24 protein-coding genes are annotated in these 20,694 nt (G+C 72.4%); 7 read left to right on the top strand and 17 right to left on the bottom strand.

The annotated features are described in order from the left end of the window. Positions 1 to 42: 42 nt before the first annotated feature. The gene (locus ACZ3IJ_RS13275; RefSeq protein ID WP_003948568.1) at positions 43 to 654 is read right to left on the bottom strand and encodes a response regulator transcription factor; all 612 of its coding nucleotides are present in this window, start codon (positions 652 to 654) and stop codon (positions 43 to 45) included. 451 nt (positions 655 to 1,105) lie between these two features. On the opposite strand from ACZ3IJ_RS13275, the gene ACZ3IJ_RS13270 reads away from it, so the two are divergent. Further along, positions 1,106 to 1,441: a WhiB family transcriptional regulator gene (locus ACZ3IJ_RS13270; RefSeq protein WP_467467758.1), complete on the top strand. Its 336-nt coding sequence runs from the start codon at positions 1,106 to 1,108 to the stop codon at positions 1,439 to 1,441. A gap of 120 nt (positions 1,442 to 1,561) precedes the next feature. On the opposite strand, the gene ACZ3IJ_RS13265 is transcribed toward ACZ3IJ_RS13270, so the two are convergent. Continuing rightward, positions 1,562 to 2,452: a LysR family transcriptional regulator gene (locus ACZ3IJ_RS13265; protein ID WP_467467757.1), complete on the bottom strand. Its 891-nt coding sequence runs from the start codon at positions 2,450 to 2,452 to the stop codon at positions 1,562 to 1,564. Between the two features lie 81 nt (positions 2,453 to 2,533). On the opposite strand from ACZ3IJ_RS13265, the gene ACZ3IJ_RS13260 reads away from it, so the two are divergent. Then, positions 2,534 to 3,211 carry an MOSC domain-containing protein gene (locus ACZ3IJ_RS13260; RefSeq protein WP_467467756.1) on the top strand — a complete coding sequence of 226 codons (678 nt, stop codon included), beginning with the start codon at positions 2,534 to 2,536 and terminating at the stop codon, positions 3,209 to 3,211. Between the two features lie 38 nt (positions 3,212 to 3,249). Beyond that, positions 3,250 to 4,023, top strand: coding sequence for an SDR family NAD(P)-dependent oxidoreductase (locus ACZ3IJ_RS13255; protein WP_467467755.1), 774 nt, complete (start codon positions 3,250 to 3,252; stop codon positions 4,021 to 4,023). A gap of 144 nt (positions 4,024 to 4,167) precedes the next feature. Here the strand turns inward: ACZ3IJ_RS13255 and ACZ3IJ_RS13250 are convergent, their stop codons facing one another. Further along, a complete protein-coding gene (locus ACZ3IJ_RS13250) occupies positions 4,168 to 6,015 on the bottom strand; it encodes a DUF2264 domain-containing protein (RefSeq protein ID WP_467467754.1) in 1,848 nt (615 codons plus the stop codon). Between the two features lie 180 nt (positions 6,016 to 6,195). Here ACZ3IJ_RS13250 and ACZ3IJ_RS13245 point away from each other — a divergent pair, with 180 nt between their 5' ends. Continuing rightward, a complete protein-coding gene (locus tag ACZ3IJ_RS13245; RefSeq protein ID WP_467467753.1) occupies positions 6,196 to 7,350 on the top strand; it encodes a substrate-binding domain-containing protein in 1,155 nt (384 codons plus the stop codon). 97 nt (positions 7,351 to 7,447) lie between these two features. Further along, a complete protein-coding gene (locus tag ACZ3IJ_RS13240) occupies positions 7,448 to 8,161 on the top strand; it encodes an ester cyclase (RefSeq protein WP_467467752.1) in 714 nt (237 codons plus the stop codon). A 162-nt stretch (positions 8,162 to 8,323) separates the two neighbouring features. On the opposite strand, the gene groL is transcribed toward ACZ3IJ_RS13240, so the two are convergent. The 4 genes from groL to ACZ3IJ_RS13220 form a co-directional block, all read right to left on the bottom strand. Beyond that, positions 8,324 to 9,952 carry a chaperonin GroEL gene (gene groL, locus ACZ3IJ_RS13235; protein ID WP_352188422.1) on the bottom strand — a complete coding sequence of 543 codons (1,629 nt, stop codon included), beginning with the start codon at positions 9,950 to 9,952 and terminating at the stop codon, positions 8,324 to 8,326. A gap of 117 nt (positions 9,953 to 10,069) precedes the next feature. Continuing rightward, a complete protein-coding gene (gene groES / locus ACZ3IJ_RS13230; RefSeq protein ID WP_057584642.1) occupies positions 10,070 to 10,378 on the bottom strand; it encodes a co-chaperone GroES in 309 nt (102 codons plus the stop codon). Between the two features lie 267 nt (positions 10,379 to 10,645). Beyond that, on the bottom strand, positions 10,646 to 10,903 hold the full coding sequence (locus ACZ3IJ_RS13225) for a hypothetical protein (RefSeq protein WP_467467751.1): 258 nt from the start codon (positions 10,901 to 10,903) through the stop codon (positions 10,646 to 10,648). Continuing rightward, positions 10,900 to 11,823, bottom strand: a complete 924-nt coding sequence (locus tag ACZ3IJ_RS13220) for a polysaccharide deacetylase family protein (RefSeq protein WP_467467750.1) — start codon at positions 11,821 to 11,823, stop codon at positions 10,900 to 10,902. The genes ACZ3IJ_RS13225 and ACZ3IJ_RS13220 overlap by 4 nt, the downstream gene beginning before the upstream one ends. A gap of 109 nt (positions 11,824 to 11,932) precedes the next feature. On the opposite strand from ACZ3IJ_RS13220, the gene ACZ3IJ_RS13215 reads away from it, so the two are divergent. After that, positions 11,933 to 13,138 carry a THUMP-like domain-containing protein gene (locus tag ACZ3IJ_RS13215; RefSeq protein WP_467468383.1) on the top strand — a complete coding sequence of 402 codons (1,206 nt, stop codon included), beginning with the start codon at positions 11,933 to 11,935 and terminating at the stop codon, positions 13,136 to 13,138. Positions 13,139 to 13,191: 53 nt separating this feature from the next. Here the strand turns inward: ACZ3IJ_RS13215 and ACZ3IJ_RS13210 are convergent, their stop codons facing one another. The 8 genes from ACZ3IJ_RS13210 to tsaB all read right to left on the bottom strand — a co-directional run bounded on the left by ACZ3IJ_RS13210 (position 13,192) and on the right by tsaB (position 19,143). Further along, positions 13,192 to 13,809 (bottom strand): hypothetical protein, encoded by a 618-nt coding sequence (locus tag ACZ3IJ_RS13210; RefSeq protein WP_467467749.1) that lies wholly within the window; start codon positions 13,807 to 13,809, stop codon positions 13,192 to 13,194. 10 nt (positions 13,810 to 13,819) lie between these two features. Further along, positions 13,820 to 15,085 carry an RNA polymerase sigma factor gene (locus ACZ3IJ_RS13205; RefSeq protein WP_467467748.1) on the bottom strand — a complete coding sequence of 422 codons (1,266 nt, stop codon included), beginning with the start codon at positions 15,083 to 15,085 and terminating at the stop codon, positions 13,820 to 13,822. A 33-nt stretch (positions 15,086 to 15,118) separates the two neighbouring features. Beyond that, positions 15,119 to 15,475 carry a YciI family protein gene (locus ACZ3IJ_RS13200; RefSeq protein WP_385853657.1) on the bottom strand — a complete coding sequence of 119 codons (357 nt, stop codon included), beginning with the start codon at positions 15,473 to 15,475 and terminating at the stop codon, positions 15,119 to 15,121. A gap of 120 nt (positions 15,476 to 15,595) precedes the next feature. Next, positions 15,596 to 16,453, bottom strand: coding sequence for a polysaccharide deacetylase family protein (locus ACZ3IJ_RS13195; RefSeq protein ID WP_467467747.1), 858 nt, complete (start codon positions 16,451 to 16,453; stop codon positions 15,596 to 15,598). A 36-nt stretch (positions 16,454 to 16,489) separates the two neighbouring features. Then, entirely contained in the window at positions 16,490 to 16,744 is a 255-nt protein-coding gene (locus tag ACZ3IJ_RS13190) for a hypothetical protein (RefSeq protein ID WP_352188417.1), read from the bottom strand. Continuing rightward, on the bottom strand, positions 16,741 to 17,880 hold the full coding sequence (gene tsaD, locus ACZ3IJ_RS13185; protein ID WP_467467746.1) for a tRNA (adenosine(37)-N6)-threonylcarbamoyltransferase complex transferase subunit TsaD: 1,140 nt from the start codon (positions 17,878 to 17,880) through the stop codon (positions 16,741 to 16,743). Before tsaD ends, ACZ3IJ_RS13190 begins: the two co-directional genes overlap by 4 nt. Then, on the bottom strand, positions 17,870 to 18,349 hold the full coding sequence (rimI, locus tag ACZ3IJ_RS13180; protein WP_391799040.1) for a ribosomal protein S18-alanine N-acetyltransferase: 480 nt from the start codon (positions 18,347 to 18,349) through the stop codon (positions 17,870 to 17,872). Before rimI ends, tsaD begins: the two co-directional genes overlap by 11 nt. Positions 18,350 to 18,489: 140 nt before the next feature. Then, entirely contained in the window at positions 18,490 to 19,143 is a 654-nt protein-coding gene (gene tsaB, locus ACZ3IJ_RS13175) for a tRNA (adenosine(37)-N6)-threonylcarbamoyltransferase complex dimerization subunit type 1 TsaB (RefSeq protein WP_467467745.1), read from the bottom strand. 110 nt (positions 19,144 to 19,253) lie between these two features. Between tsaB and ACZ3IJ_RS13170 the strand changes: the two genes are divergently transcribed. After that, positions 19,254 to 19,814, top strand: a complete 561-nt coding sequence (locus ACZ3IJ_RS13170) for a hypothetical protein (protein ID WP_467467744.1) — start codon at positions 19,254 to 19,256, stop codon at positions 19,812 to 19,814. An 83-nt stretch (positions 19,815 to 19,897) separates the two neighbouring features. Here the strand turns inward: ACZ3IJ_RS13170 and ACZ3IJ_RS13165 are convergent, their stop codons facing one another. Both ACZ3IJ_RS13165 and tsaE read right to left on the bottom strand, forming a co-directional pair. Beyond that, entirely contained in the window at positions 19,898 to 20,092 is a 195-nt protein-coding gene (locus ACZ3IJ_RS13165) for a hypothetical protein (RefSeq protein WP_467467743.1), read from the bottom strand. Positions 20,093 to 20,202: 110 nt separating this feature from the next. Continuing rightward, the gene (tsaE, locus tag ACZ3IJ_RS13160; RefSeq protein ID WP_391798950.1) at positions 20,203 to 20,694 is read right to left on the bottom strand and encodes a tRNA (adenosine(37)-N6)-threonylcarbamoyltransferase complex ATPase subunit type 1 TsaE; all 492 of its coding nucleotides are present in this window, start codon (positions 20,692 to 20,694) and stop codon (positions 20,203 to 20,205) included.

Raw genomic sequence — 20,694 nt, 5'->3', positions numbered from 1 at the left:
TCCGCCCGAAGGGCCGGCCGGACGGGACTTTCGAACCATGCCCTAGCGGACCAGGCCCCACCGGAAGCCGAGGGCGACGGCGTGCGCCCGGTCCGATGCGCCCAGCTTCTTGAAGAGCCGGCGGGCGTGCGTCTTGACCGTGTCCTCGGAGAGGAAGAGCTCGCGCCCGATCTCCGCGTTGGACCGGCCGTGGCTCATGCCTTCGAGCACCTGGATCTCACGAGCGGTGAGCGTCGGCGCCGCGCCCATCTCGGCCGACCGCAGCCGGCGCGGGGCGAGCCGCCAGGTCGGGTCGGCGAGGGCCTGGGTGACCGTGGCCCGCAGCTCGGCGCGCGAGGCGTCCTTGTGCAGGTAGCCACGGGCGCCCGCGGCGACCGCGAGCGCGACACCGTCCAGGTCCTCCGCGACGGTGAGCATGATGATGCGGGCGCCGGGGTCGGCGGACAGCAGTCGGCGGACGGTCTCCACGCCGCCCAGACCGGGCATGCGTACGTCCATCAGAATCAGGTCCGAGCGGTCCGCGCCCCAGCGGCGGAGGACTTCCTCGCCGTTGGCCGCGGTGGTCACGCGCTCCACGCCGGGCACGGTCGCGACCGCGCGGCGAAGAGCCTCTCGGGCAAGCGGGGAGTCGTCGCAGACGAGGACGGATGTCATGGCCGCCCTCCGCAGCTGATGCGCGTCACCTAGAGCCTCCAGGGCTGGTACGTATCGTCACCTGTGCGGTTGACGCCCTCGGACACCTGCCCGAGCGCTTGTTCCTTCAACCGCCTCCGCACTCTCAACGATGGTCACTCGAAAGAGTTACGGGTCGGACGGCTGCCTTCGGCACTCTACGTGAGGGAGCGTGCGCGGAGGAGAGCGCCGCAGGTCATCCGCCCTTCACTGGAAGCCATGCCCCATTTAGCGGGTTTTCTTCCCTTTTTGTGGTGTCTGTGGCTAGATTCGCAATGAGTCATATTTACATCTACTTAGACAGTAGTTGTACTGTCGGGTCGAACCCGCAGGAGCGGGTACGCGAGACGCACGGGGGGCGAAGGGCCCCCGGCACATCAGCCATCCACCCGCCCACCAATCCGTTCGACACGGTTTCAAGGGGACAAGCGCAATGGCAGATTTCTCCCGCCTTCCGGGACCCAACGCCGATCTTTGGGACTGGCAGCTGCTCGCGGCCTGCCGCGGAGTCGACAGTTCCCTGTTCTTCCACCCCGAGGGAGAGCGTGGCGCGGCACGGAGTGCGCGCGAGAACTCGGCGAAAGAGGTCTGCATGCGGTGCCCGGTACGCGCGGAGTGCGCGGCACACGCACTCGCCGTACGCGAGCCCTATGGCGTCTGGGGCGGCCTCACCGAGGACGAACGCGAAGAGCTCATGGGACGGGCCCGCAACCGCCTGATCACGGCTTCGGCCACGGCGACGGGTTCGGCAGGCGTAGGGCGCGCCTGAACCTCGGATCGCCCGAAGACATGAAGGAACGTTTCTTCTGCCCCTGAAGGGGCCGGGGTCGAGCCTCACCCGGCCCTCCGGGGCCGCACCACGCGCCCCGGGGGCGCAGGATGCCGGCCGTCAGCGTCCGGCCGCCCTGGTCAGTTCGTCGAGGGTCGCCGCGACCGCCGGGACCTTGGCCAGGTCGGGCAGCGTGAGGGCGACGATCTCGCGCTCCACGGCCGGCTCCACGACCACGGTGCGCGCCCCCTTGGGACGTACGGACTCGATCGCCAGCTGCGGCAGGACCGCGACGCCCAGGCCGGCGCCGACGAGCCCGACCACGGCCGGGTAGTCGTCGGTGGCGAAGTCGATGCGCGGGGTGAACCCGGCCTCCTCGCACACCTCCACGAGCTGGCGCCTGCAGCGCGGGCAGCCCGCGATCCAGGACTCCTCGGCCAGCTCGGCGATGCCGACCGCGTCGGCGCCGGCGAGGCGGTGCCCCTCGGGCACGAGGCCGACCAGGCGGTCGGCGAGCAGCGGCCGGACGATCAGGTCGTCCCACTCCGCCGGCCCCGCTCCGTAGCGGAAGGCCAGGGCGACGTCGCAGTCGCCCTCGCGCAGCATCTCCACGGAGCGCGGCGGCTCGGCCTCCACCAGCGAGACCCGCGTGCCCGGGTGCGCCGCGCGCAGGGCGGCGAGGGCGGTCGGGACCAGCGTCGAGCTGCCGCTGGGGAAGGAGACCAGCCGGACGCGGCCGGCGCGCAGCCCCGCGATCGCGGCCACCTCCTCCTCGGCGGCGGTGAGCCCCGCGAGGATGCCCGAGGCGTGCCGGACCAGGGCCTCGCCCGCCTGCGTGAGCCGCATCTCGCGGCCGGTCCTGATGAGCAGGGTCGTACCGGCGGAGCTCTCCAGCGCCTTCATCTGCTGGCTCACCGCGGGCTGGGTGCAGCCGAGTTCGCGCGCGGCGGCGGAGAAGGAGCCGGTCGCGGCGACGGCGCGCAGGACGCGGAGATGGCGGGCCTCGATCATGGTTCGAGCATAAGCGATGCTTGGGCTTCGAGGCGAATATCTCTGGGCGGCTTTGATCTGGACAGGACTTATGGTGCCGTTATGAAGGTTCTGAGCGTGAATGTCGGGCGTGCCATGGCCGTGGAGTACACGGACGCGCCCTCCGGGACGACCGGCATCGACAAGCGTCCGGTGGAGGGTCCGGTACGGGTCGAGGCGCCGGGCCCGCGCGGTGTCGGGGCGAGCGGGCTCGCCGGGGACAGCGTGTGCGACCTCCGCTTCCACGGCGGGAACGACCGCGCCGTGTCCGCCTTCGCCCGCGAGGACATGGACGCCTGGGAGCGCGAGCTGGGCCGGCCGCTGGCCAACGGCTCCTTCGGGGAGAACCTCACCACGCTCGGGCTCGACGTGAACGGGGCCCTGATCGGCGAGCGTTGGCGGGTCGGCCCCGAGGTGGTCCTCGAAGTGACCGGTGGCCGCATCCCCTGCCGCACGTTCGCGGGCTTCGTCGGGGAGAAGGGGTGGGTCCGGCGCTTCATGGCGTCGGCCGCGGGCCCCGGCGCCCTGCTGCGCGTGATCGAGCCGGGCGCGTTCACGGTCGGCGACCCGGTCGAGGTCGTCCGCCGCCCCGACCACGACATCACGGTCTCTCTGCTGCACCGGGCCGTGACGACCGAGCGCTCGCTGCTGCCGCGCACCCTGGCCGCCGCCGCGTGGATGGACGGCGAACTGCTCGAACTGGCCCGTACCCACACGGAGAAGTACGGCACCGGCTCCTGAACGCGGAGGTCCAGGCCCGGGGCACTAACGTGCCGCCCATGACGAGTGCACTGATTACAGGCGCGACGGCGGGTATCGGGGCCGCCTTCGCGCGGAGGCTGGCGGCGGACGGACACGACGTCGTGCTCGTGGCCCGCGATGTGAAGCGGCTGCGGGAGCAGGCGACCGAACTGCACGACCGGCACGGCATCGAGGCCGAGGTCCTGGCCGCGGACCTGGCCGAGGAGAAGGGGATCGCGGCCGTGGAGGCCCGGCTCTCGGATCCGAAGCAGCCGGTGGACCTGCTGGTGAACAACGCGGGCTTCGGCAACAAGGGCCGGTTCCTGGAGGTCTCCATGGCCGACGAGTTGAAGATGCTGACCGTGCACTGCGAGGCGGTGCTCCGGCTGACGTCGGCGGCGGCGGAGTCCATGCGCGCCCGCGGCCGGGGCGGGGTCGTCAACGTGGCCTCGGTGGCGGCGTTCGTCCCGCGGGGCACGTACGGGGCGTCGAAGGCGTGGGTCGTGCAGTTCACCCAGGGCGCGGCACGCGACCTGGCGGACAGCGGCGTACGGCTCATGGCGCTCTGTCCGGGCTTCGTGCGGACGGAGTTCCACGAGCGGGCCGGGATGGGTACGGAGAACATCCCCGGCTGGATGTGGCTCGACGCGGACAAGCTGGTGGCCACGGCGCTGCACGACCTGTCCCGCGGGAAGACGCTCTCCATCCCCGACCCCCGCTACAAGGCGCTGATGGGCGTGGTGAAGCTGACTCCGCGCGGTCTGCTCGGCGGGGTCTCCTCCCGGGCCGGACGTACCTACGGCCCCAAGTAGCGGGGCCAGGCGGCGCGTGGCGGGGGCCGGGCGGGGAGCGACAAGGGCCGGGCGCCGACTGGCGGGGGCCGGGCGGGGAGCGACAAGGGCCGGGCGGCGACTGGCGGGGGGCGGGCGCCGGACGGCCCCGCCCGCCTCGGGGGCTCAGGCCCCGCGCACCTCGCTCGGGTCCAGTTCGATCGCCGTCGCGGTGCCGTCCCGCCAGGTCACGTGGATCGTACGGCCGGCGACCCGGACGGCGGCGAGGGTCGTGACGGGGTCCGGGTCCGGTTCGGCGGTGAGGGAGGCGAGGGCGACGAAGAGGGATCCGGCTCCGCCCGTGGTGCCGTGCAGGGCGGCGGTGCGGGTGTGCGGGCCGCCCTGGAGCGTGGCGCCGGTGGCGAGCGGGACGGTCCCGGCGGCGTCCGGGTAGCCGTGGACGGCGTGCAGTTGGGCCGTCGGTCCGCCGGGGGTGGTGGCCCAGCCGGTCTGGCGGACGGGGGTTCCCTCGGCGGCGCCGAGCACCAGATGGGCGCGGACCTCGGCGCGTCCGTGGGCCAGGGTCGCGGAGAGGACTCGGATGCCGGGGAGCGGGGTGTGGAGCGAGGCGGCCCAGCCGGGGCCGGTGCCGGCCGGGGTCGCCGGGCCGCGCCGGGTGACCCGGCCGTCGACGACCAGGGCGAAGTGGTTGTCGGCGTGGTCGGGCGGGGCGGTCGGGCCGGTGCGGGAGGAGTACGCGTAGCGGGCGTAGCCGGAGTCGTCCTCGCCGTCCGGGTCGCCGGCGACGTGGTTGCTGCCGTGGTTGTGCAGGCGCACGAACCCGTCGGCGGCGGTGGTGTGGATGAGCAGCCCGGCCGGGGCGACGGGACGCACGGTGTCGGCGCGCTCGGCGGGCAGCGGCTCCTCGGGGTCGTTCCAGGCCGGGTGGCCGGCGGGCAGCAGGAGACCGAGGAAGCCCTTGGAGGCCCAGTAGGGCGAGGCGGGTCCCGAGTAGCTCTGGACGACCGGCGGGTACGGGCCGTGCCAGCCGAGCGTGAGCAGTCCGCGCTCGTCGCACGCGCCCCGGTCGAGGAAGTACCGCAGCGAGCCGGAGGCGAGACGCCGGGTGGCTCCGGGGGTGAGCGGCGTGTGGCCGGTGAGGGTGCCGAGCCAGGGGGCGGCGGCCGCGGCGAAGCGGTAGGTGAGGGAGCGTCCGTACGGGACGGGGGCGCCGTTCGCGTCGAAGAGGTGGACGTAGTCGTCGAGATGGGCGCGCAGGCGGGGGCCGTAGCGGTCGAGGAGGTCCCGGTCGCCGGAGAGGTGGGCGTGCAGGACGGGGTAGAAGTGCAGGGCCCAGGCGTTGTAGTGGTCGAAGGCGCGGTTGTCGCCGTCGCTGTACCAGCCGTCTCCCAGGTACCACCGCTCGATGCGGTCGAGGGAGCGGTGCACGGTGGCGGAGGCGCGGTCGATCGTGGCGGCCGCGCGGTCCGTCTCGATGCCGGCGTCCTGGAGAAAACCGGCGACGGTGAGGCCGAAGAGCCACCAGTTGTTGTCGACCGGGGAGGGTTCGAGGGCGGGCAGCAGCCAGTCGACGACGTGTCCGCGGGTGCGGTCGTCGAGGGTGTCCCAGAGCCAGGGGCGGGTCAGCCGCAGGGCGAGGGCGACGGAGGCGGATTCGACGACCGCCTGGCGCACGTCGGTGAGGAGCGGCCAGGATTCGGGCCCCTCCCCGCCCGGCGCCTCCGTGCCGGCGGCGAGGCCCTCGGCGTAGCGGGCCAGGTGGTCGTGCGGGTCCGCTCCGCGGGCGCCGGCGACACGGAAAGCGGCGAGCAGGAACGTACGGGCGTGGCCTTCGAGGCCGTCGGAGCGGGCGCCGGACCGGCTGGGCCGGGGACCGGGCAGGCCGACGAGACCGTTGCGGGGAGAGGCGTACGGTCGCAGGGCCAGCAGGAGGCGGTCGGCGGTGTCCTCCCAGTGGGCGCGGGTCCAGCCGGTGAACGGACTGAGCTCACGGTTCTCGGGCGGCGTGGGCATGGTGCTCCCTGAGGCGGACGTCGTCGTCGGTCGTCGTCGCCGGAATCATGAGCCGGGCTCCGATCGAACGTCAATGGGATAAGAGCGAATGATCGAAACTCCTCCGTTCGATCATTCTGGCGTAGGCTCCGATGCAGGTCCGACGAGCCGCCGGACCGACCGAACGCGAGGGGATGCACCGTGCGCGAGAGTGCCGCCGAACGACACGACCGACTCCTGGCCCTGGTCCGCGAGCACGGTACGGCCCGTGTCGCCGAACTCGCCGACCGGCTCGGCGTCTCCTCCGTGACCGCCCGTCGCGACGTCGAGGCGCTGGCCGCCAAGGGGCTGCTCGACCGGGTGCACGGACAGGTCTCCTGGCCTGCGCGGCACGCGGCCCCGAGCGGGACGGGCGGTGCGGCCGGTGCTGTCGGGGCGGCCGGTGCTGTCCGGGCCGTCGGGGCCCGTCGCCCGGGCGAGGGTCTGGTCCTGGGGCTGCTCGCGCCCTCGGCCACGTACTACTTCGCCGAGGTCATCCGGGGAGCGCACGAGGCGGCGGCGAACGCGGGTGCCCGGCTGATCCTGCGGATCTCGGACTACCGCCCCGAGGAGGACCGGGCGCGCACCGAGGGCCTGCTCGCGGCCGGCGCCGAGGGCGTGCTCGTCGCGCCCGGCTGGCGGGGCCCCGAGGACCGTCCGGCGTACGGGGACTGGCTCGCCGAACTCCCCGTACCCGCCGTACTCCTGGAGCGCCGGGCCGACCCCGGCAGTCCGCTGGACGCCCTGGACCGGGTGGTCTCCGACCACGCCCACGGCGTCCTGCTCGCCCTGCGCCATCTGCTCGGCCTCGGCCGCGGCACCCCGCTGCTGGTCGCCCGGGGCGACAGCCCGACCGCGCTCGCGGTGCGCGCCGGTTACACGGAGGCGCTGGCCACGCTGGACCTGACGGCGCCCGGACCGGTGATCGACTCCGTACCGGCCGACCAGGATCCGGCGGGGTTCGAGGCCGCGGTGCGGGCCCTGCACGAGGCGGTGACCTCGGGCCGGGCCGGTGCGGCGGTGGTCCACAACGACGTGGACGCGATCGAGATCGTCCGGCGGCTGGCGGAGCTGGGCGTGAAGGTGCCGGAGGACCTGGCCCTCATCGCGTACGACGACGAGGTCGCGGCGCTCGCCGACACCCCGCTCACGGCGGTCGCCCCGCCCAAGCGCCAGGTGGGCAGGCACGCCACGGAACTGCTGGTGGAACGGCTGACGGAGACCGGCCAGGAGGAGTCGGCGCGGAGGCATCTGAGCCTGCTGCCGCGGCTGCGGGTGCGATCGTCCTGCGGGGCTCCCGGAGGGCACCCCGCCTGATCGATTCGATCTGTTTTCGATCGCGGAGGGATCGATGCCGAGCCCCGGACGGCCGCGGACCTAGACTGGAAAGGTCCCACCCGGTCCGGGAGGTGTCATGACTTTCGTACAGATCATCGATTGCAAGACCAGCCGGTTCGAAGATCTGAACCGGCTCATGGACAAGTGGGTCGAGCAGACCCAGGGCAAGCGGACAGCCAGCCACAGCGTCATCGGCAAGGACCGCTCCGACTCGGAGCATCTCGTGGAGATCGTGGAGTTCCCCTCCTACGAGGTGGCGATGACCAACTCGCAGCTCCCCGAGACGGACCGCATCTTCCGGGAGATGGTGGCGCTCTGCGACGAGATGCCGACCTTCACCGACCTGGACATCGTGCGGGACATCCAGCTGTACAAGAGCAACGCCCAGCGGTTCTTCGAACTCCTCGCCGCCGACGGCGAGCTCCCGCCGCTCGACGAGGTCCTCGCGGAGGGCTACCACGACCACGATCCGACCAACGAGCAGGACGCCATCGGCATGGACGCGATCCGGCGCCAGGTGGAGATGTGGCGGGGCGCGTTCGACTTCGACTTCACCGTCAACGACCAGATCGCCGAGGGCGACCGGGTGTGCACGCGGTGGACCTGGGTGGCGACGCACAAGGGCGACTTCATGGGGCTCATGCCCACCACGGCCCGCACGAAGGTCTCGATGACCGGCACGACCATCCACCAGTTCAGGAAGGACGGCAAGATCGCGGAGGGCTGGTGGCAGTACGACCTGCTCGGCCTCATGGAGCAGCTCGGCGCCGTGGACGCCTCGGACGCGTAGGCCCGGCGGCGGACCCCCGGGCGGTCGGGCGGTCGGGCGGTCGGGAGCCGGACGGTCGGGAGCCGGACGGTCGGGAGCCGGACGGTCGGCCCGGAAAACACCGAGGCCCGGCGCCCCCCCGCGAGGGGTGGCACCGGACCTCGGTGATCGCTTACGCGCGCGTCAGTGCGAGTGGCCGTGACCGTGGCCGTGGCCCGCGTCCGCCGGCTCCTCTTCCTTCTTCTCTACCACGAGGGTCTCGGTGGTGAGGAGGAGGGAGGCGATCGAGGCGGCGTTCTCCAGCGCGGAGCGCGTCACCTTCACCGGGTCGATGACGCCGGCCTTGACCAGGTCGCCGTACTCGCCGGTCGCGGCGTTGAAGCCGTTGCCCTTGTCCAGCTCCGCCACCTTCGAGGTGATGACGTAGCCCTCGAGGCCGGCGTTCTCGGCGATCCAGCGCAGCGGCTCGACGGCGGCGCGGCGGACGACCGCGACACCCGTGGCCTCGTCGCCGGTCTTGTCGAGGTTGCCCTCCAGGACCTTGACGGCGTGGACCAGGGCGGAGCCACCACCGGAGACGATGCCCTCCTCGACCGCGGCGCGGGTCGCGGAGATGGCGTCCTCCAGACGGTGCTTCTTCTCCTTCAGCTCCACCTCAGTGGCGGCGCCGACCTTGATCACGCACACGCCGCCGGCCAGCTTCGCGAGGCGCTCCTGGAGCTTCTCGCGGTCCCAGTCGGAGTCGGTGGACTCGATCTCGGCCTTGATCTGGTTGACGCGGCCCGCGACGTCCTCGGAGTTGCCGCCACCGTCGACGATGGTGGTGTCGTCCTTGGTGATGGTCACGCGGCGGGCGGTGCCCAGCACGTCCAGACCGGCCTGGTCGAGCTTGAGGCCGACCTCCTCGGCGATGACGGTGGCACCGGTGAGGGTGGCCATGTCGCCGAGCATCGCCTTGCGGCGGTCGCCGAAGCCGGGGGCCTTGACGGCCACGGCGTTGAAGGTGCCACGGATCTTGTTGACGACCAGGGTCGACAGGGCCTCGCCCTCGACGTCCTCGGCGATGATCAGCAGCGGCTTGGAGGAGCCGGCCTGGATGACCTTCTCGAGGAGCGGCAGGAGGTCCTGGATCGAGGAGATCTTGCCCTGGTGGATCAGGATGTACGGGTCGTCGAGGACGGCCTCCATACGCTCCTGGTCGGTCACCATGTACGGGGACAGGTAACCCTTGTCGAAGGCCATGCCCTCGGTGAAGTCGAGCTCCAGACCGAAGGTGTTGGACTCCTCGACGGTGATGACACCGTCCTTGCCGACCTTGTCCATCGCCTCGGCGATGAGCTCGCCGACCTGCTGGTCCTGCGCGGAGAGCGCGGCCACGGCGGCGATGTCCGACTTGTCCTCGATCGGACGGGCGGTCGCGAGCAGCTCGTCGGAGACGGCCTTGACCGCGGCGTCGATGCCCTTCTTCAGGGCGGCCGGGGAGGCACCGGCGGCGACGTTCTTCAGGCCCTCGCGGACCAGCGCCTGGGCGAGCACGGTGGCGGTGGTGGTGCCGTCACCCGCGATGTCGTTGGTCTTGGTCGCCACCTCCTTCACCAGCTGGGCGCCGAGGTTCTCGTACGGGTCCTCGATCTCGACCTCGCGGGCGATCGTGACACCGTCGTTGGTGATGGTGGGAGCGCCGAACTTCTTGTCGATGACGACGTTGCGACCCTTGGGGCCGATCGTCACCTTCACGGTGTCGGCAAGCTTGTTGACGCCGCGCTCAAGGGCGCGACGGGCGTCCTCGTCGAACTTCAGGATCTTCGCCATGGGAGCGATTCAGCCCTCTCGGATGTCGAAAAACTGGTGAAACCGAACTGCGCCCCGGACGCCCGGTGCGGGGTCAGGGGCGCAGCTCAAAGCATGTGCTTCAGGTACTTCGGTGAATTACTTCTCGATGATCGCGAGCACGTCGCGAGCCGAGAGGACGAGGAACTCCTCGCCGTTGTACTTCACCTCGGTGCCGCCGTACTTGCTGTACAGCACGACATCGCCGACCTTGACGTCGAGCGGCAGGCGCTCGCCGTTCTCGAAGCGGCCCGGACCGACGGCGAGGACAGCACCCTCCTGGGGCTTCTCCTTCGCGGTGTCCGGGATGACCAGGCCAGAGGCGGTGGTCTGCTCGGCGTCGAGCGGCTGGACCACAATGCGGTCCTCGAGCGGCTTGATGGCAACCTTGGAGCTGGTGGTCGTCACGATCCGACCTCCCCCTTCGGAGATCTCACGGGGCTAACTGTCTGAGGTGGCGACCAGGTGGATCCGTCGTCGCGGGTGCCGGACCTGCCCGTCGCTGTGTTGGCACTCTCCAGTGGGGAGTGCCAGAGCCGAGACTATGACTGCGATTAGCACTCGGTCAAGCGGAGTGCCAATTCAGTGCCGCGTGGCGATTCGGTCCCGGTACGGGCAACGGCGTGACGGACCGGTTGGTTCCGCACACACGTGCGGTGAGGCGGCGTCACGACCCTAGGGGCGGAGCACTTCCCGGTCGGCCGGACGGCCTACGTCGCCGGGCCGGCCTCCGTCGTCGAGCCGGCCGAGGCCGTGGAGGACGCGGGCCGCCGTCTTCGAGAGCGCTCCGCCCCCGGCCCCCGCCTCCCCGACCCGTACGGCCGCCTTCCGGCCCAGCCGCTCGATCGGGTCCACGGACGAGGCACACCCCGTCATCCCCGCGAGCGCGCCGGCCAGCACCAGACCCGCCGCCAGCCGGCGCACGCGTCTCACACGTAGTCCTCGAGCTTCGCGACCGCGTACCCCTTGGCCGTGATCGTCTTCATCACGCGGCGGACCATGTCGGCCATCGAGCCCTTCCAGTCCCCCTTGCCCCTGAAGTGCGTGAGGACGATGTCACCGGGGTGCAGGTCCCGGTCCCACTCGCGCCACTCCATCCGGTCCGGGAACGCCTCCGAGGCCCAGAGCGGGACCGCCTTCACCCCGCACGTCTTCGCCGCGCGCAGCGTGTCCTCGTTGTAGTTGCCGTACGGCGGGCGGAAGAGCGGGGGCCGCTTGCCGAACTCCTTTTCGATGACGTCCTGCATCCCGCAGATCTCCCGCTTCTGCGCCGTGTACGAAAGTCCGGGCAGGTAGCGGTGGTTGAGGGTGTGGTTGTGCAGGGAGACACCGGAGTCCCGCATCTTCCTGAAGTACCCGTAGTCGTCCTTGACGACGTAGTCGCTGAGGAAGGCGCTGTAGGGGATCCGGAGCTCGCTCATCATCCGCAGCAGCTCGGGGTCCTTCTCCGCGCCGTCGTCGATCGTCAGGAAGACGACCTTCTGCTTGGTCGGCACGGTGGTGAAGACCGGCGGCAGTCCCTCGCCGTCGGTCTCGAAGCCCTTGCGCGTGGTGATCTTCGGCTTCACCGCGGGCGGGGCGGGGGCCTCCAGGGGCGGGCGTTCGAGGCCCCACTTCTTGGCGGCGAGCACCCGGGCGGCACGCCGCTCGCGGACCTTCTCGACGTACGCGTCGAGCGCGGCGGCCGCGCCCTGGCCCTGCTGCTGGCCGGCGGCGGGAGGCGCGGGCGCCTTGCGTCCGCTCTCGACTCCCCCCTCCTCGCCGGACGGGCCCGCACAGGCGGATCCGAGCGCGGCGACGACCAGCGCCGCGCCCATCGACCGGCGAAGACGCAGCGTCCGCTTCGTTCGCATCTGTTCTTTTTGTCTTACTAGCTGCATGGCGCCGCATCCTGTCAGCGCCGAGACGCCCAGGGCCGCCGACACCGCCGCCCGGCGCCCACCATCCCCCGGCTGGCCCACAATGGGACGGGTGACCGACCTCGCCGACTTCACCGCCCTGCTCTCCCCCGAGGGCCAGACGCTGCTCGCCGCCCTGCGCGACTACGACCCGGCCCGGGAGCTCGCCGTCGCCTCCCGGCTGCGCCGCGAGCATCCCGCGGAGCTGGTCTCGGCGGCGCTCGGACAGGCCCGGCTGCGTCAGCGCGCGGTGGCCAAGTTCGGCGCCGAGGACGCCTACCGGATGTACTTCACCCCCAACGGCGTCGAGCAGTCGACGCGGGCGACGGTCGGGGCGTACCGCGCGGAACGGCTCCGCGGGCTCGGGGTACGCGCCGTGGCCGACCTGTGCGGCGGGATCGGCGGGGACGCCCTCGCTTTCGCCCGGGCCGGGATCGCGGTCCTGGCCGTGGACCGCGACCCGCTGACGGCCGAGGTCGCCCGCGCCAACGCCGACGCGCTCGGACTCGCCGACCTGATCGAGGTGCGGTGCGCGGACGTGACCGAGATCGACACGAGCCCGTACGACGCCGTCTTCGTGGACCCCGCGCGGCGCGGCGGACGAGGCAGGATCTTCGACCCCGAGGCGTACTCGCCGCCGCTCTCCTGGGCCGTCGAGGCCGCCCGTACGGCCCCGCACGCGGCGCTGAAGATCGCCCCCGGCATCCCGCACGAGGCGGTGCCGGAGGAGGCCGAGGCCGAGTGGATCTCGGACGGCGGGGACGTGAAGGAGGCCGTGCTGTGGTTCGGCACCTCCCCCGGCACCCGCCGCGCCACGCTCCTCCCCTCCGGCGCGAGCCTGACCGGCCGCGGCCTGCCCGATCCGGCGGTCCGCCCGGTCGGCCGCTACCTCTACGAGCCGGACGGCGCGGTCATCCGCGCGCATCTGGTCGCCGAGGTGGCCGAGGAGCTGGGCGGGGGCCTGATCGACGAGACGATCGCGTACGTCACGGCGGACGCCCTCACCCCCACGCCGTACGCCACGGCGTACGAGATCACCGACGAACTGCCCTTCAACCTCAAGAAGCTGAAGGCGCTGCTGAGGGAGCGGGAGGTCGGCACACTGACGGTGAAGAAGCGCGGCTCGGCGGTCGAACCCGAGGAGATCCGCCGCCGGGTCAAGCCGAAGGGCCCGAACGCGGCCACCGTCGTCCTGACCCGGGTCTCGGGAGCCCCCACGATGCTGATCGCCCACCCGGCGGCCCGGCCTGATCCGAAAGACAGGCGTTAGGGCGCGCCGCGACCAGTCCCGCCCGAGCGCGACGCCCGGCCCGCCCCGGCGCGCTACGCCGCGAGCCGGACCGCCAGCCGGTAGTGCCCGACCGCCTTCACGACACCGGTCAGGCCGCTGATCCAGAGCCCGAGCCCCGCGCCCACGAAGTACACGACCTCGCCGTGGCCTCCGCGGCCCGGGCCGGTCGTCTCCGCCGGCACGGCCAGCGAGATCCACAGGCCGAGGCCGCACAGCGCGACGGAGAGCAGCAGCCAGACCACGCTCAGCACGGGCTCCCGCAGCCGTGCGTCGGCCGCGCGGTCCCCGTCCAGGGCGGCCCACTGGACCAGCCGTTCCCGCGCCAGCCGGTCGCGGCGCACGCCCCGGGCGAGGAAGAAGACGGCGGGGACCACGCCGCCGAGCCCGAGGGCCACGAAGAAGAAGGCGAACAGGCCCGAGAACGGGTCGAGGGACTCGTCCAGCATGATGAACCCGGCGCCGCAGATCCCCCAGCCGAGCTGGAGGGCCGCCACCCAGAGCAGGAAGACCGACAGCCGCGCCCCGCCCAGCAGATGGCGGTTGAGCTCGGCCATCGCCCGCGCCCGGTCGGCCAGGCGGGCCGCACGGTCGGGCCAGCTCCGTATCTCGGCGGGCGGCGGAGGCGGGGGCAGGGGTGCGCGTGGGGACATGCGTGCGAGACTACCGAGCCTCCGACGCGCCCCGCCCGGCCGCCCGTTCCGCCCGCTCACGCAGCAGCTCCCGCTCCCGTCCGTTACGGGTCAGCGAGGCCGCCCGCTCGAACTCCGCCCGTGCCTCGTCCGACCGCCCGAGCCGTTCCAGCAGGTCTCCGCGGACGCTCGGCAGCAAGTGGTATCCCGCCAGGGCCCGTTCCTCCGCCAGCTCGTCGACGAGGGCGAGACCGGCCTCCGGGCCCTCTGCCATCGAGACGGCGACCGCGCGGTTCAACTCGACGACCGGCGAGGGCGCGACGACCGCGAGGCGCTCGTACAGCGCGGCGATCGTCCGCCAGTCCGTCTCCTCGTAAGCCGGCGCCTTCGCGTGGCAGGCGGCGATCGTGGCCTGGAGGGCGTACGGACCGTAGGCACCGCACTCGCCGGCCCGCCCGAGCGCCTCGAAGCCGCGCAGGATCAGCCGCCGGTCCCAGCGGCCGCGGTTCTGGTCGGCGAGGAGGACCGGCCGCCCGTCCGGTCCGGTCCTGGCCGCGGTCCGCGATGCCTGGATCTCCAACAGGGCCGCCAGACCGTGGACTTCGCCCTCCCTCGGCATCAGTCCCGCGAGCACCCTGGCCAGCCGCAGCGCGTCCTCGCACAGCGCGGGCCGCAGCAGGTCGTCGCCCGCCGTCGCCGCGTACCCCTCGTTGAAGACGAGGTAGATGACGTCCAGGACGGAGCCGAGCCGGGCCGCCCGCTCCTCCCCGTACGGCACCTCGAACTCCACGCCCGCCGTCGCCAGCGTCCGCTTCGCCCGCACGATCCGCTGCGCGACCGTCGCCTCCGGTACGAGGAATGCGCGGGCGATCTCGTCCGTGCGCAGCCCGCCGACCAGCCGCAGGGTCAGGGCGGTCCGCGCCTCGGCGGAGAGCACCGGGTGGCAGGCGGTGAAGACCAGCCGCAGCAGGTCGTCGTCGATGTCACCGGGCCCGGACGGCTCGGGGTCGTGGGACTCCTCGGTCAGCTCCCGCCCGACCTCGGCCAGCTTGCGCGCGTACGTCTCCCGGCGCCGCACGAGGTCGACGGCGCGGTTCTTGGCCGCGGCCGTCAGCCAGGCCGCGGGCCGGTCGGGGACGCCCGTCCGCGGCCACTGCTCGAGTGCGGCCACGAAGGCGTCCTGGGCGATCTCCTCGGCGATGCCGACGTCACGGACGATCCGCGCGACGGCGGCGATGATCCGCGGCGACTCCATCCGGAAGACGGTCTCGACGGCGCCGGGGGCGGGTGCGGTCATGGGTCAACCATGGCACCACCCGCCCCGGCCGCGTCACATCTCCTCGATCTCGCGCACCTCGCACGTCACCTTCCACTGCGGCGGGTGGACCTCGAGGAACCGCTTCGACCATTCGACGGCCTCGGCCAGGTCCCGGCACTGGCTGATCGAGTAGCCGCCGACGACCTCCTTGGTCTCGGTGAACGGTCCGTCGGTGTAGGAGATCTTCCCGCCCTCCCACACGACGCGCTTGCCCTCCTTGGTCGGCCTGAGCCCGGCGGTCTCCAGCATCACGCCGGCCTTGGTGATCTCCTCGAAGAGCGCGCCCATGCGCTCGTCGAAGCCCGGGTCGGCGTCCTCCATCTCGAAGGCGCCCTCTTCGATGCGGACCATCGTCAGATAGCGGGGCATGGTCGTTCTCCTTGCGTGGCGGGCGGGGCCGTTCCCCGCCTCTCACTCATACGTCGAACGGGCCCGCCCCGCATCGACACGAGGAGGAGAAGACTTCGAGACGTGCTCCTAGGCGTGCTCCTAGACGTAGTCCTCCAGGCGGGCGACCGTGAAGCCCTGCTCCTGGATGTGGCGGAGCATGTTGGCCGTCATCCGCGTCATCGACGTGCCCTTGAGCTCGGCCGGGCCGCGGAAGTGGGCCAGGATGATGTCGCCGGGGTGCAGCTTCCCGTCCGCGCGCTGGTACTGCATGTTCTTGATCTGCATCGCCTCGCGCCACAGCACGATCGCGTCGACGCCGCACGAGCCGGCGGCCGCGCGGGTGTCCTCGTTCCAGTTGCCGTACGGCGGGCGGAAGAGCCGCGGCTTGGCGCCGTACTCCTCGGCCAGCTTCGTCTGCTGGCCGCATATCTCCCGGCTCTGGGCGTCCCGGCCGAGGGTGCGCAGGTTCGGGTGGGTCAGGGTGTGGTTGGCGACGCCGTGGCCGAGGTCGCCCAGGCGGGCGAAGTACGCGTAGTCGGCGCGTATCGCGGAGTCGGTGAGGAACATCGTCACCGGGACCTTGAGCTCCTCCATCATCGTCACGAACTCCGGGTCCTTCTCGGCCCCGTCGTCGATCGTGATGAAGACGATCCTGTCCTTCGTCGGTATCTCGCTGATGACGGGGACGGGACCGCCCGGGCTCCGCTTGACCGGCTTGACCCGGGGCGGCGCGGGCGGGGCGGCGAAGGGCTTCAGGCCCCACTTCCGGTACGCGGCCGCGGTCTCGGCGGCCCGGTCGGGAGCCGGAGCCCCGGTCGGGGCGGAGGCGGTCGTCGGCGCGGACGGTCTCGGGCCGGCGGTCTCCGCCCCCGCCGAGCCGCCGCAGCCCGTCACGAGGAGCGCGGCGGCGGTCAGCGCCGCCCAGGTCACGATCTTCTTGTCCACGCCGTGTTTCACGCCGTGGATGATGGCGAACGCGGCCGGGAGGTTGCCTCAGTCGACGGACTCGAAGCGCCAGCGGTGCACCGGCCTGGTGATGAGGTCCGCCGCGGGCTCCGGCAGCTCGGGCAGCTCGGCGTCCGGCGCCGGGGCGTCCCACCAGGTCAGCACGAGGACGCGGTCCTGCGGGGCCCGGAACGTCTCGCGCCGCAGCGGCTCGTACGGAAGCTCCCGCGACCGCGCCCACTCCAGGAGCTCGGCACCCCGGCCCTGGACGGCCCGGGCCTCCCACATGAGCGTGAGGATCACGGGTACAGGTTCTCCTTGCTCATCTCGTGCACGTGGTCGTGGTCGTGGGTGTGTCCGTGACCGTGGTCGTGTCCGTCGTCGTGGCCGTCCGCGCCCGGCACGTGCGGGTCCGTCACCGGGAGCGAGGAGTCCGCCGACAGCTCCAGGTCGGAGGCCGGCCGGTTCCGGGCCACCATCTCCGCGCCCAGGGCCGCGACCATCGCGCCGTTGTCCGTGCACAGCCCGGGCCGCGGCACCCGCAGCCGGATCCCGGCCCGCTCGCACCGCTCCTGGGCCAGCGCCCGCAGCCGCGAGTTGGCCGCGACGCCGCCGCCGATCATCAGGTGGTCGACGCCCTCGTCCTTGCAGGCGCGTACGGCCTTCCGGGTGAGCACGTCGACGACGGCCTCCTGGAAGGACGCGGCCACGTCCCGGACCGGCACCTCCTCGCCCGCCGCGCGCTTGGCCTCGATCCAGCGGGCGACCGCCGTCTTGAGGCCGGAGAAGGAGAAGTCGTACGCCGGGTCCCTCGAGCCGCTCAGTCCACGCGGGAAGGCGATCGCGTTCGGGTCGCCCTCTCGTGCCAGCCGGTCGATGACCGGGCCGCCGGGGAAGCCGAGGTCGAGGACGCGCGCGATCTTGTCGAAGGCCTCGCCGGCCGCGTCGTCGATGGTCTGGCCCATCGGCCGGACGTCGGCGGTGATGTCGGGGGCGAGCAGCAGCGAGGAGTGCCCGCCGGAGACGAGGAGCGCCATCGTGGGCTCGGGCAGCGGGCCGTGCTCCAGCTGGTCGACGCAGATGTGCGAGGCCAGGTGGTTCACGCCGTACAGCGGCTTGCCCAGCGCGTAGGCGTAGGCCTTGGCCGCCGAGACGCCGACGAGCAGCGCGCCCGCGAGACCGGGGCCCGCCGTCACGGCGATGCCGTCGAGGTCGCGGGCGGAGACCCCGGCGTCCTTCAGGGCGCGCTCGATGGTCGGGACCATCGCCTCCAGGTGGGCGCGGGAGGCGATCTCGGGCACGACGCCACCGAAGCGGGCGTGGGTGTCGACGCTGGAGGCGACGGCGTCGGCGAGCAGCGTCGTGCCCCGGACGATGCCGACCCCGGTCTCGTCGCAGGAGGTCTCGATACCGAGTACGAGCGGTTCGTCAGCAGCCATCGGAATCAGTTCCAGTTTCGGTCTCAGTTGCTTGAACGGTCAGTCGCATCACCAGCGCGTCGACGTTGCCCGGCTGGTAGTAGCCGCGCCGGAAGCCGATGGGCTCGAAGCCGAAGCGCTCGTACAGCTTCTGGGCCCGGGTGTTGTCCACCCGCACCTCCAGGAGCACCTCTTCGCACTCGAACGCGGTCGCGTGGTGGAGCAGGTCGGTGAGCAGCCGCGCGCCGAGCCCGGTGCCCCACTGGTCGCGGGCGACGGCGATCGTCTGGACGTCGCCGAGGCCGCCGGCGGCGGCCAGACCCGCGTAGCCGACGATCCGCCCCCCGGCCTCCGCCACGACATAGCGGCGGGTGGCGCGCGGGCCACGGGCGTGAGCCAGCTCGGACCAGAACATCCCCTCGGACCAGGCGTCCTCGGGAAACAGCTCGTGTTCGAGCACGAGCACGGGCTCCAGGTCCCACCAGCGCATCTCGCGCAGCGCCGCGACTCCGGACGCGGACGGTCCGGCGGGCTGCCCGGCGGGCGCTCCGGACCCCACGGAGTGTCCGGCGGGTTCTCCGGACCCCGTGGGCTGTCCCACGGGCTGTCCGGCGGCGGGCTGTCCGGCGGTCACTTGGGCGTGACCACCTTGTAGTTCTTCGGCACCTGGGCGTCGGGGCGGCGCAGGTACATCGGCAGCGGGTCGAGGAAGTCGGCGCCCGCCGCGAGCCGCTCAGCGGCGAGCGCGGCCAGCGCGCCCGCCGACTGGTGCTCGGGGTCGCGGGCGTCCGGGAAGACCTCGGGGTAGAGGCGCGCCCCGGCACCGACGGCCGGCAGTCCGGCGACCTGCTCGGAGATCTCGGCGGGCCGGTCGACGGCCGCGTCGGTGACGCGCGTACGGGAGTTCTCGTACCGCGCCCAGTAGACCTCCTTGCGGCGCGCGTCCGTCGCGACGACGAACGGCTCCTCGATCCCCGAGGCGTACGCGAGCCCGTCCAGGGTGCAGAGCCCGTGCACGGGCACGCCGAGGACGGAGGCGAAGGTCGAGGCGGTGACGAGGCCGACGCGCAGGCCCGTGTACGGCCCCGGTCCGACACCGACCACGAGGCCGGTGACCGCGTCGAGCTTCAGCCCGGCCTCGTTCAGGACCCGGTCGACGGCGGGCAGCAGCAGCTCCCCGTGGCGGCGGGCGTCGACCTGCCGCGACTCGGCGACGACGGATTCGCCGTCGTGGAGGGCGACGGTGACGGCGGGCGTGGCGGTATCCATGGCGAGCAAGAGCACGCAAACAGCCTACGGCTCCCGCCGGGCCCGCACGGCGCCCCGTCCCGGTCGCCCGCGACTGCTACCGTCACGACCGATACGTACGTGCGAAAGAAAAGGTGGGCGGCAGGGTGGCACGGAGCAGCTCGGGATTCGTGGCCGGGCTCACGGCGGCGGCGATCGCCGCGGTCGCCTTCCTCGCCTACCAGGCGTCGGCGAACGCGCCCGCCGACGTCTCGGCCAAGCCGAGGACCACCGCGGCCCCTTCCTCCGCCGCGACCGGTGGCCCGCGGAAGCCCGTGAAGGACCCGCTCGCCGTGCCGGCGAACTCGGGCACCGGCACGCGCGTCGTGTACGCGCTGGGCGAGCGGCGGGTCTGGCTGGTGGACGCGAAGGGCCAGGCCACGCAGACCTTCTCGGTCATGCCGAGCACGGTCCACCCGGCGCCGGGGTCGTACAAGGTGACCTCGCGCTCGGGCGCGGTGACCGGCTCGGACGGCGTGCAGATCGAGCACGTGGTGCGGTTCGCGAGCGTGCAGGACGTGTCGGTCGGCTTCAGCGCGGCGGTCGACGGCTCGCTCCCGACGCCCGACCCGTCGCGGAAGACGGGCGGCATCCGCATGAAGCGAGCGGACGGCAACGCGATGTGGACCTTCGCGTCGATCGGCGCGAAGGTCGTGGTCGTCGCGTAGCGACGCGAGGACCCGGAGGCCCGCCGGCAGGTACGGGCCGACGGAACGACCCGTCCCCGTCGGCACGCCTTCACTCGTACGGGCTACGCCGCCTCGCGCTCGACGTCCCGCTCGACGGTGTCCGGGCGGTTCCCCGGGCGGACGCCCTCCGGGTGGACGCCCTCCGGACCGTCGGACTCTCTCGGCGGGGTCGACACCGCGTTCGCCGCGGCACAGGACGCCAGCAGCTCACTCATCGAGATCCGCGCCTCCGCGCTCTCGCGCTCTGGCGTCGCCATGCATGCCTCCCGTAGGTTAGGTACACCTAACCAGCTCGTGCATCCATGTCACCACGGCTCGTGCGCTCGCCGCAACATCTTCCCGACACCTTGTCGGAACCTACGTACGTTCAGCTCAGCGCGAGGTTCTCGTCCGCCCACCGCGCGCCGATCCCGCGCAGCGCGACCGTGCGCCGGTCGTCGTCCGTGTCGCCCACCACGCGGTGGATCAGCACGTGGAGGCGGTCGTCTGTGAGGTCCTCGACCTTGCCGTCGCCCCACTCCACGACCACCACCGACTCGGGCAGCGAGACGTCCAGGTCGAGGTCCTCCATCTCGTCGAGTCCGCCGCCGAGGCGGTACGCGTCGACGTGGACCAGGGCCGGACCGCCGACCAGCGACGGATGGACGCGGGCGATGACGAACGTCGGGGAGGTGACGGCGCCACGTACGCCGAGGCCCTCGCCCAGGCCGCGTGTGAGCGTCGTCTTTCCGGCGCCGAGCTCGCCGGTGAGCATCACGAGGTCGCCCGGGCGCAGCAGCTTCGCCAGACGACGGCCGATCTCCTGCATCTCCTCCGGGGAGTCGATGTCGAGGGTGGCAGCGGAGTGCGGTTCTTCCAT

It is taken from the genome of Streptomyces sp. NPDC013317 (genome assembly GCF_055563155.1).
This window is presented reverse-complemented; position numbering and strand designations above follow the sequence as displayed.

Excerpts from the sequence above, each read along its gene's own strand:
- ACZ3IJ_RS13255 (WP_467467755.1), top strand. The coding sequence starts at position 3,250 with ATGACGAGTGCACTGATTACAGGCGCGACGGCGGGTATCGGGGCCGCC.
- ACZ3IJ_RS13275 (WP_003948568.1), bottom strand. The coding sequence starts at position 654 with ATGACATCCGTCCTCGTCTGCGACGACTCCCCGCTTGCCCGAGAGGCT.
- ACZ3IJ_RS13200 (WP_385853657.1), bottom strand. The coding sequence starts at position 15,475 with ATGCCCCGCTATCTGACGATGGTCCGCATCGAAGAGGGCGCCTTCGAG.
- ACZ3IJ_RS13240 (WP_467467752.1), top strand. The coding sequence starts at position 7,448 with ATGACTTTCGTACAGATCATCGATTGCAAGACCAGCCGGTTCGAAGAT.
- ACZ3IJ_RS13270 (WP_467467758.1), top strand. The coding sequence starts at position 1,106 with ATGGCAGATTTCTCCCGCCTTCCGGGACCCAACGCCGATCTTTGGGAC.
- groL (WP_352188422.1), bottom strand. The coding sequence starts at position 9,952 with ATGGCGAAGATCCTGAAGTTCGACGAGGACGCCCGTCGCGCCCTTGAG.
- ACZ3IJ_RS13215 (WP_467468383.1), top strand. The coding sequence starts at position 11,933 with ATGGGACGGGTGACCGACCTCGCCGACTTCACCGCCCTGCTCTCCCCC.
- ACZ3IJ_RS13210 (WP_467467749.1), bottom strand. The coding sequence starts at position 13,809 with ATGTCCCCACGCGCACCCCTGCCCCCGCCTCCGCCGCCCGCCGAGATA.
- tsaD (WP_467467746.1), bottom strand. The coding sequence starts at position 17,880 with ATGGCTGCTGACGAACCGCTCGTACTCGGTATCGAGACCTCCTGCGAC.
- ACZ3IJ_RS13250 (WP_467467754.1), bottom strand. The coding sequence starts at position 6,015 with ATGCCCACGCCGCCCGAGAACCGTGAGCTCAGTCCGTTCACCGGCTGG.
- ACZ3IJ_RS13265 (WP_467467757.1), bottom strand. The coding sequence starts at position 2,452 with ATGATCGAGGCCCGCCATCTCCGCGTCCTGCGCGCCGTCGCCGCGACC.
- ACZ3IJ_RS13205 (WP_467467748.1), bottom strand. The coding sequence starts at position 15,085 with ATGACCGCACCCGCCCCCGGCGCCGTCGAGACCGTCTTCCGGATGGAG.
- ACZ3IJ_RS13260 (WP_467467756.1), top strand. The coding sequence starts at position 2,534 with ATGAAGGTTCTGAGCGTGAATGTCGGGCGTGCCATGGCCGTGGAGTAC.
- tsaE (WP_391798950.1), bottom strand. The coding sequence starts at position 20,694 with ATGGAAGAACCGCACTCCGCTGCCACCCTCGACATCGACTCCCCGGAG.
- ACZ3IJ_RS13220 (WP_467467750.1), bottom strand. The coding sequence starts at position 11,823 with ATGCGAACGAAGCGGACGCTGCGTCTTCGCCGGTCGATGGGCGCGGCG.
- ACZ3IJ_RS13165 (WP_467467743.1), bottom strand. The coding sequence starts at position 20,092 with ATGGCGACGCCAGAGCGCGAGAGCGCGGAGGCGCGGATCTCGATGAGT.
- rimI (WP_391799040.1), bottom strand. The coding sequence starts at position 18,349 with ATGCGCTGGTGGGACCTGGAGCCCGTGCTCGTGCTCGAACACGAGCTG.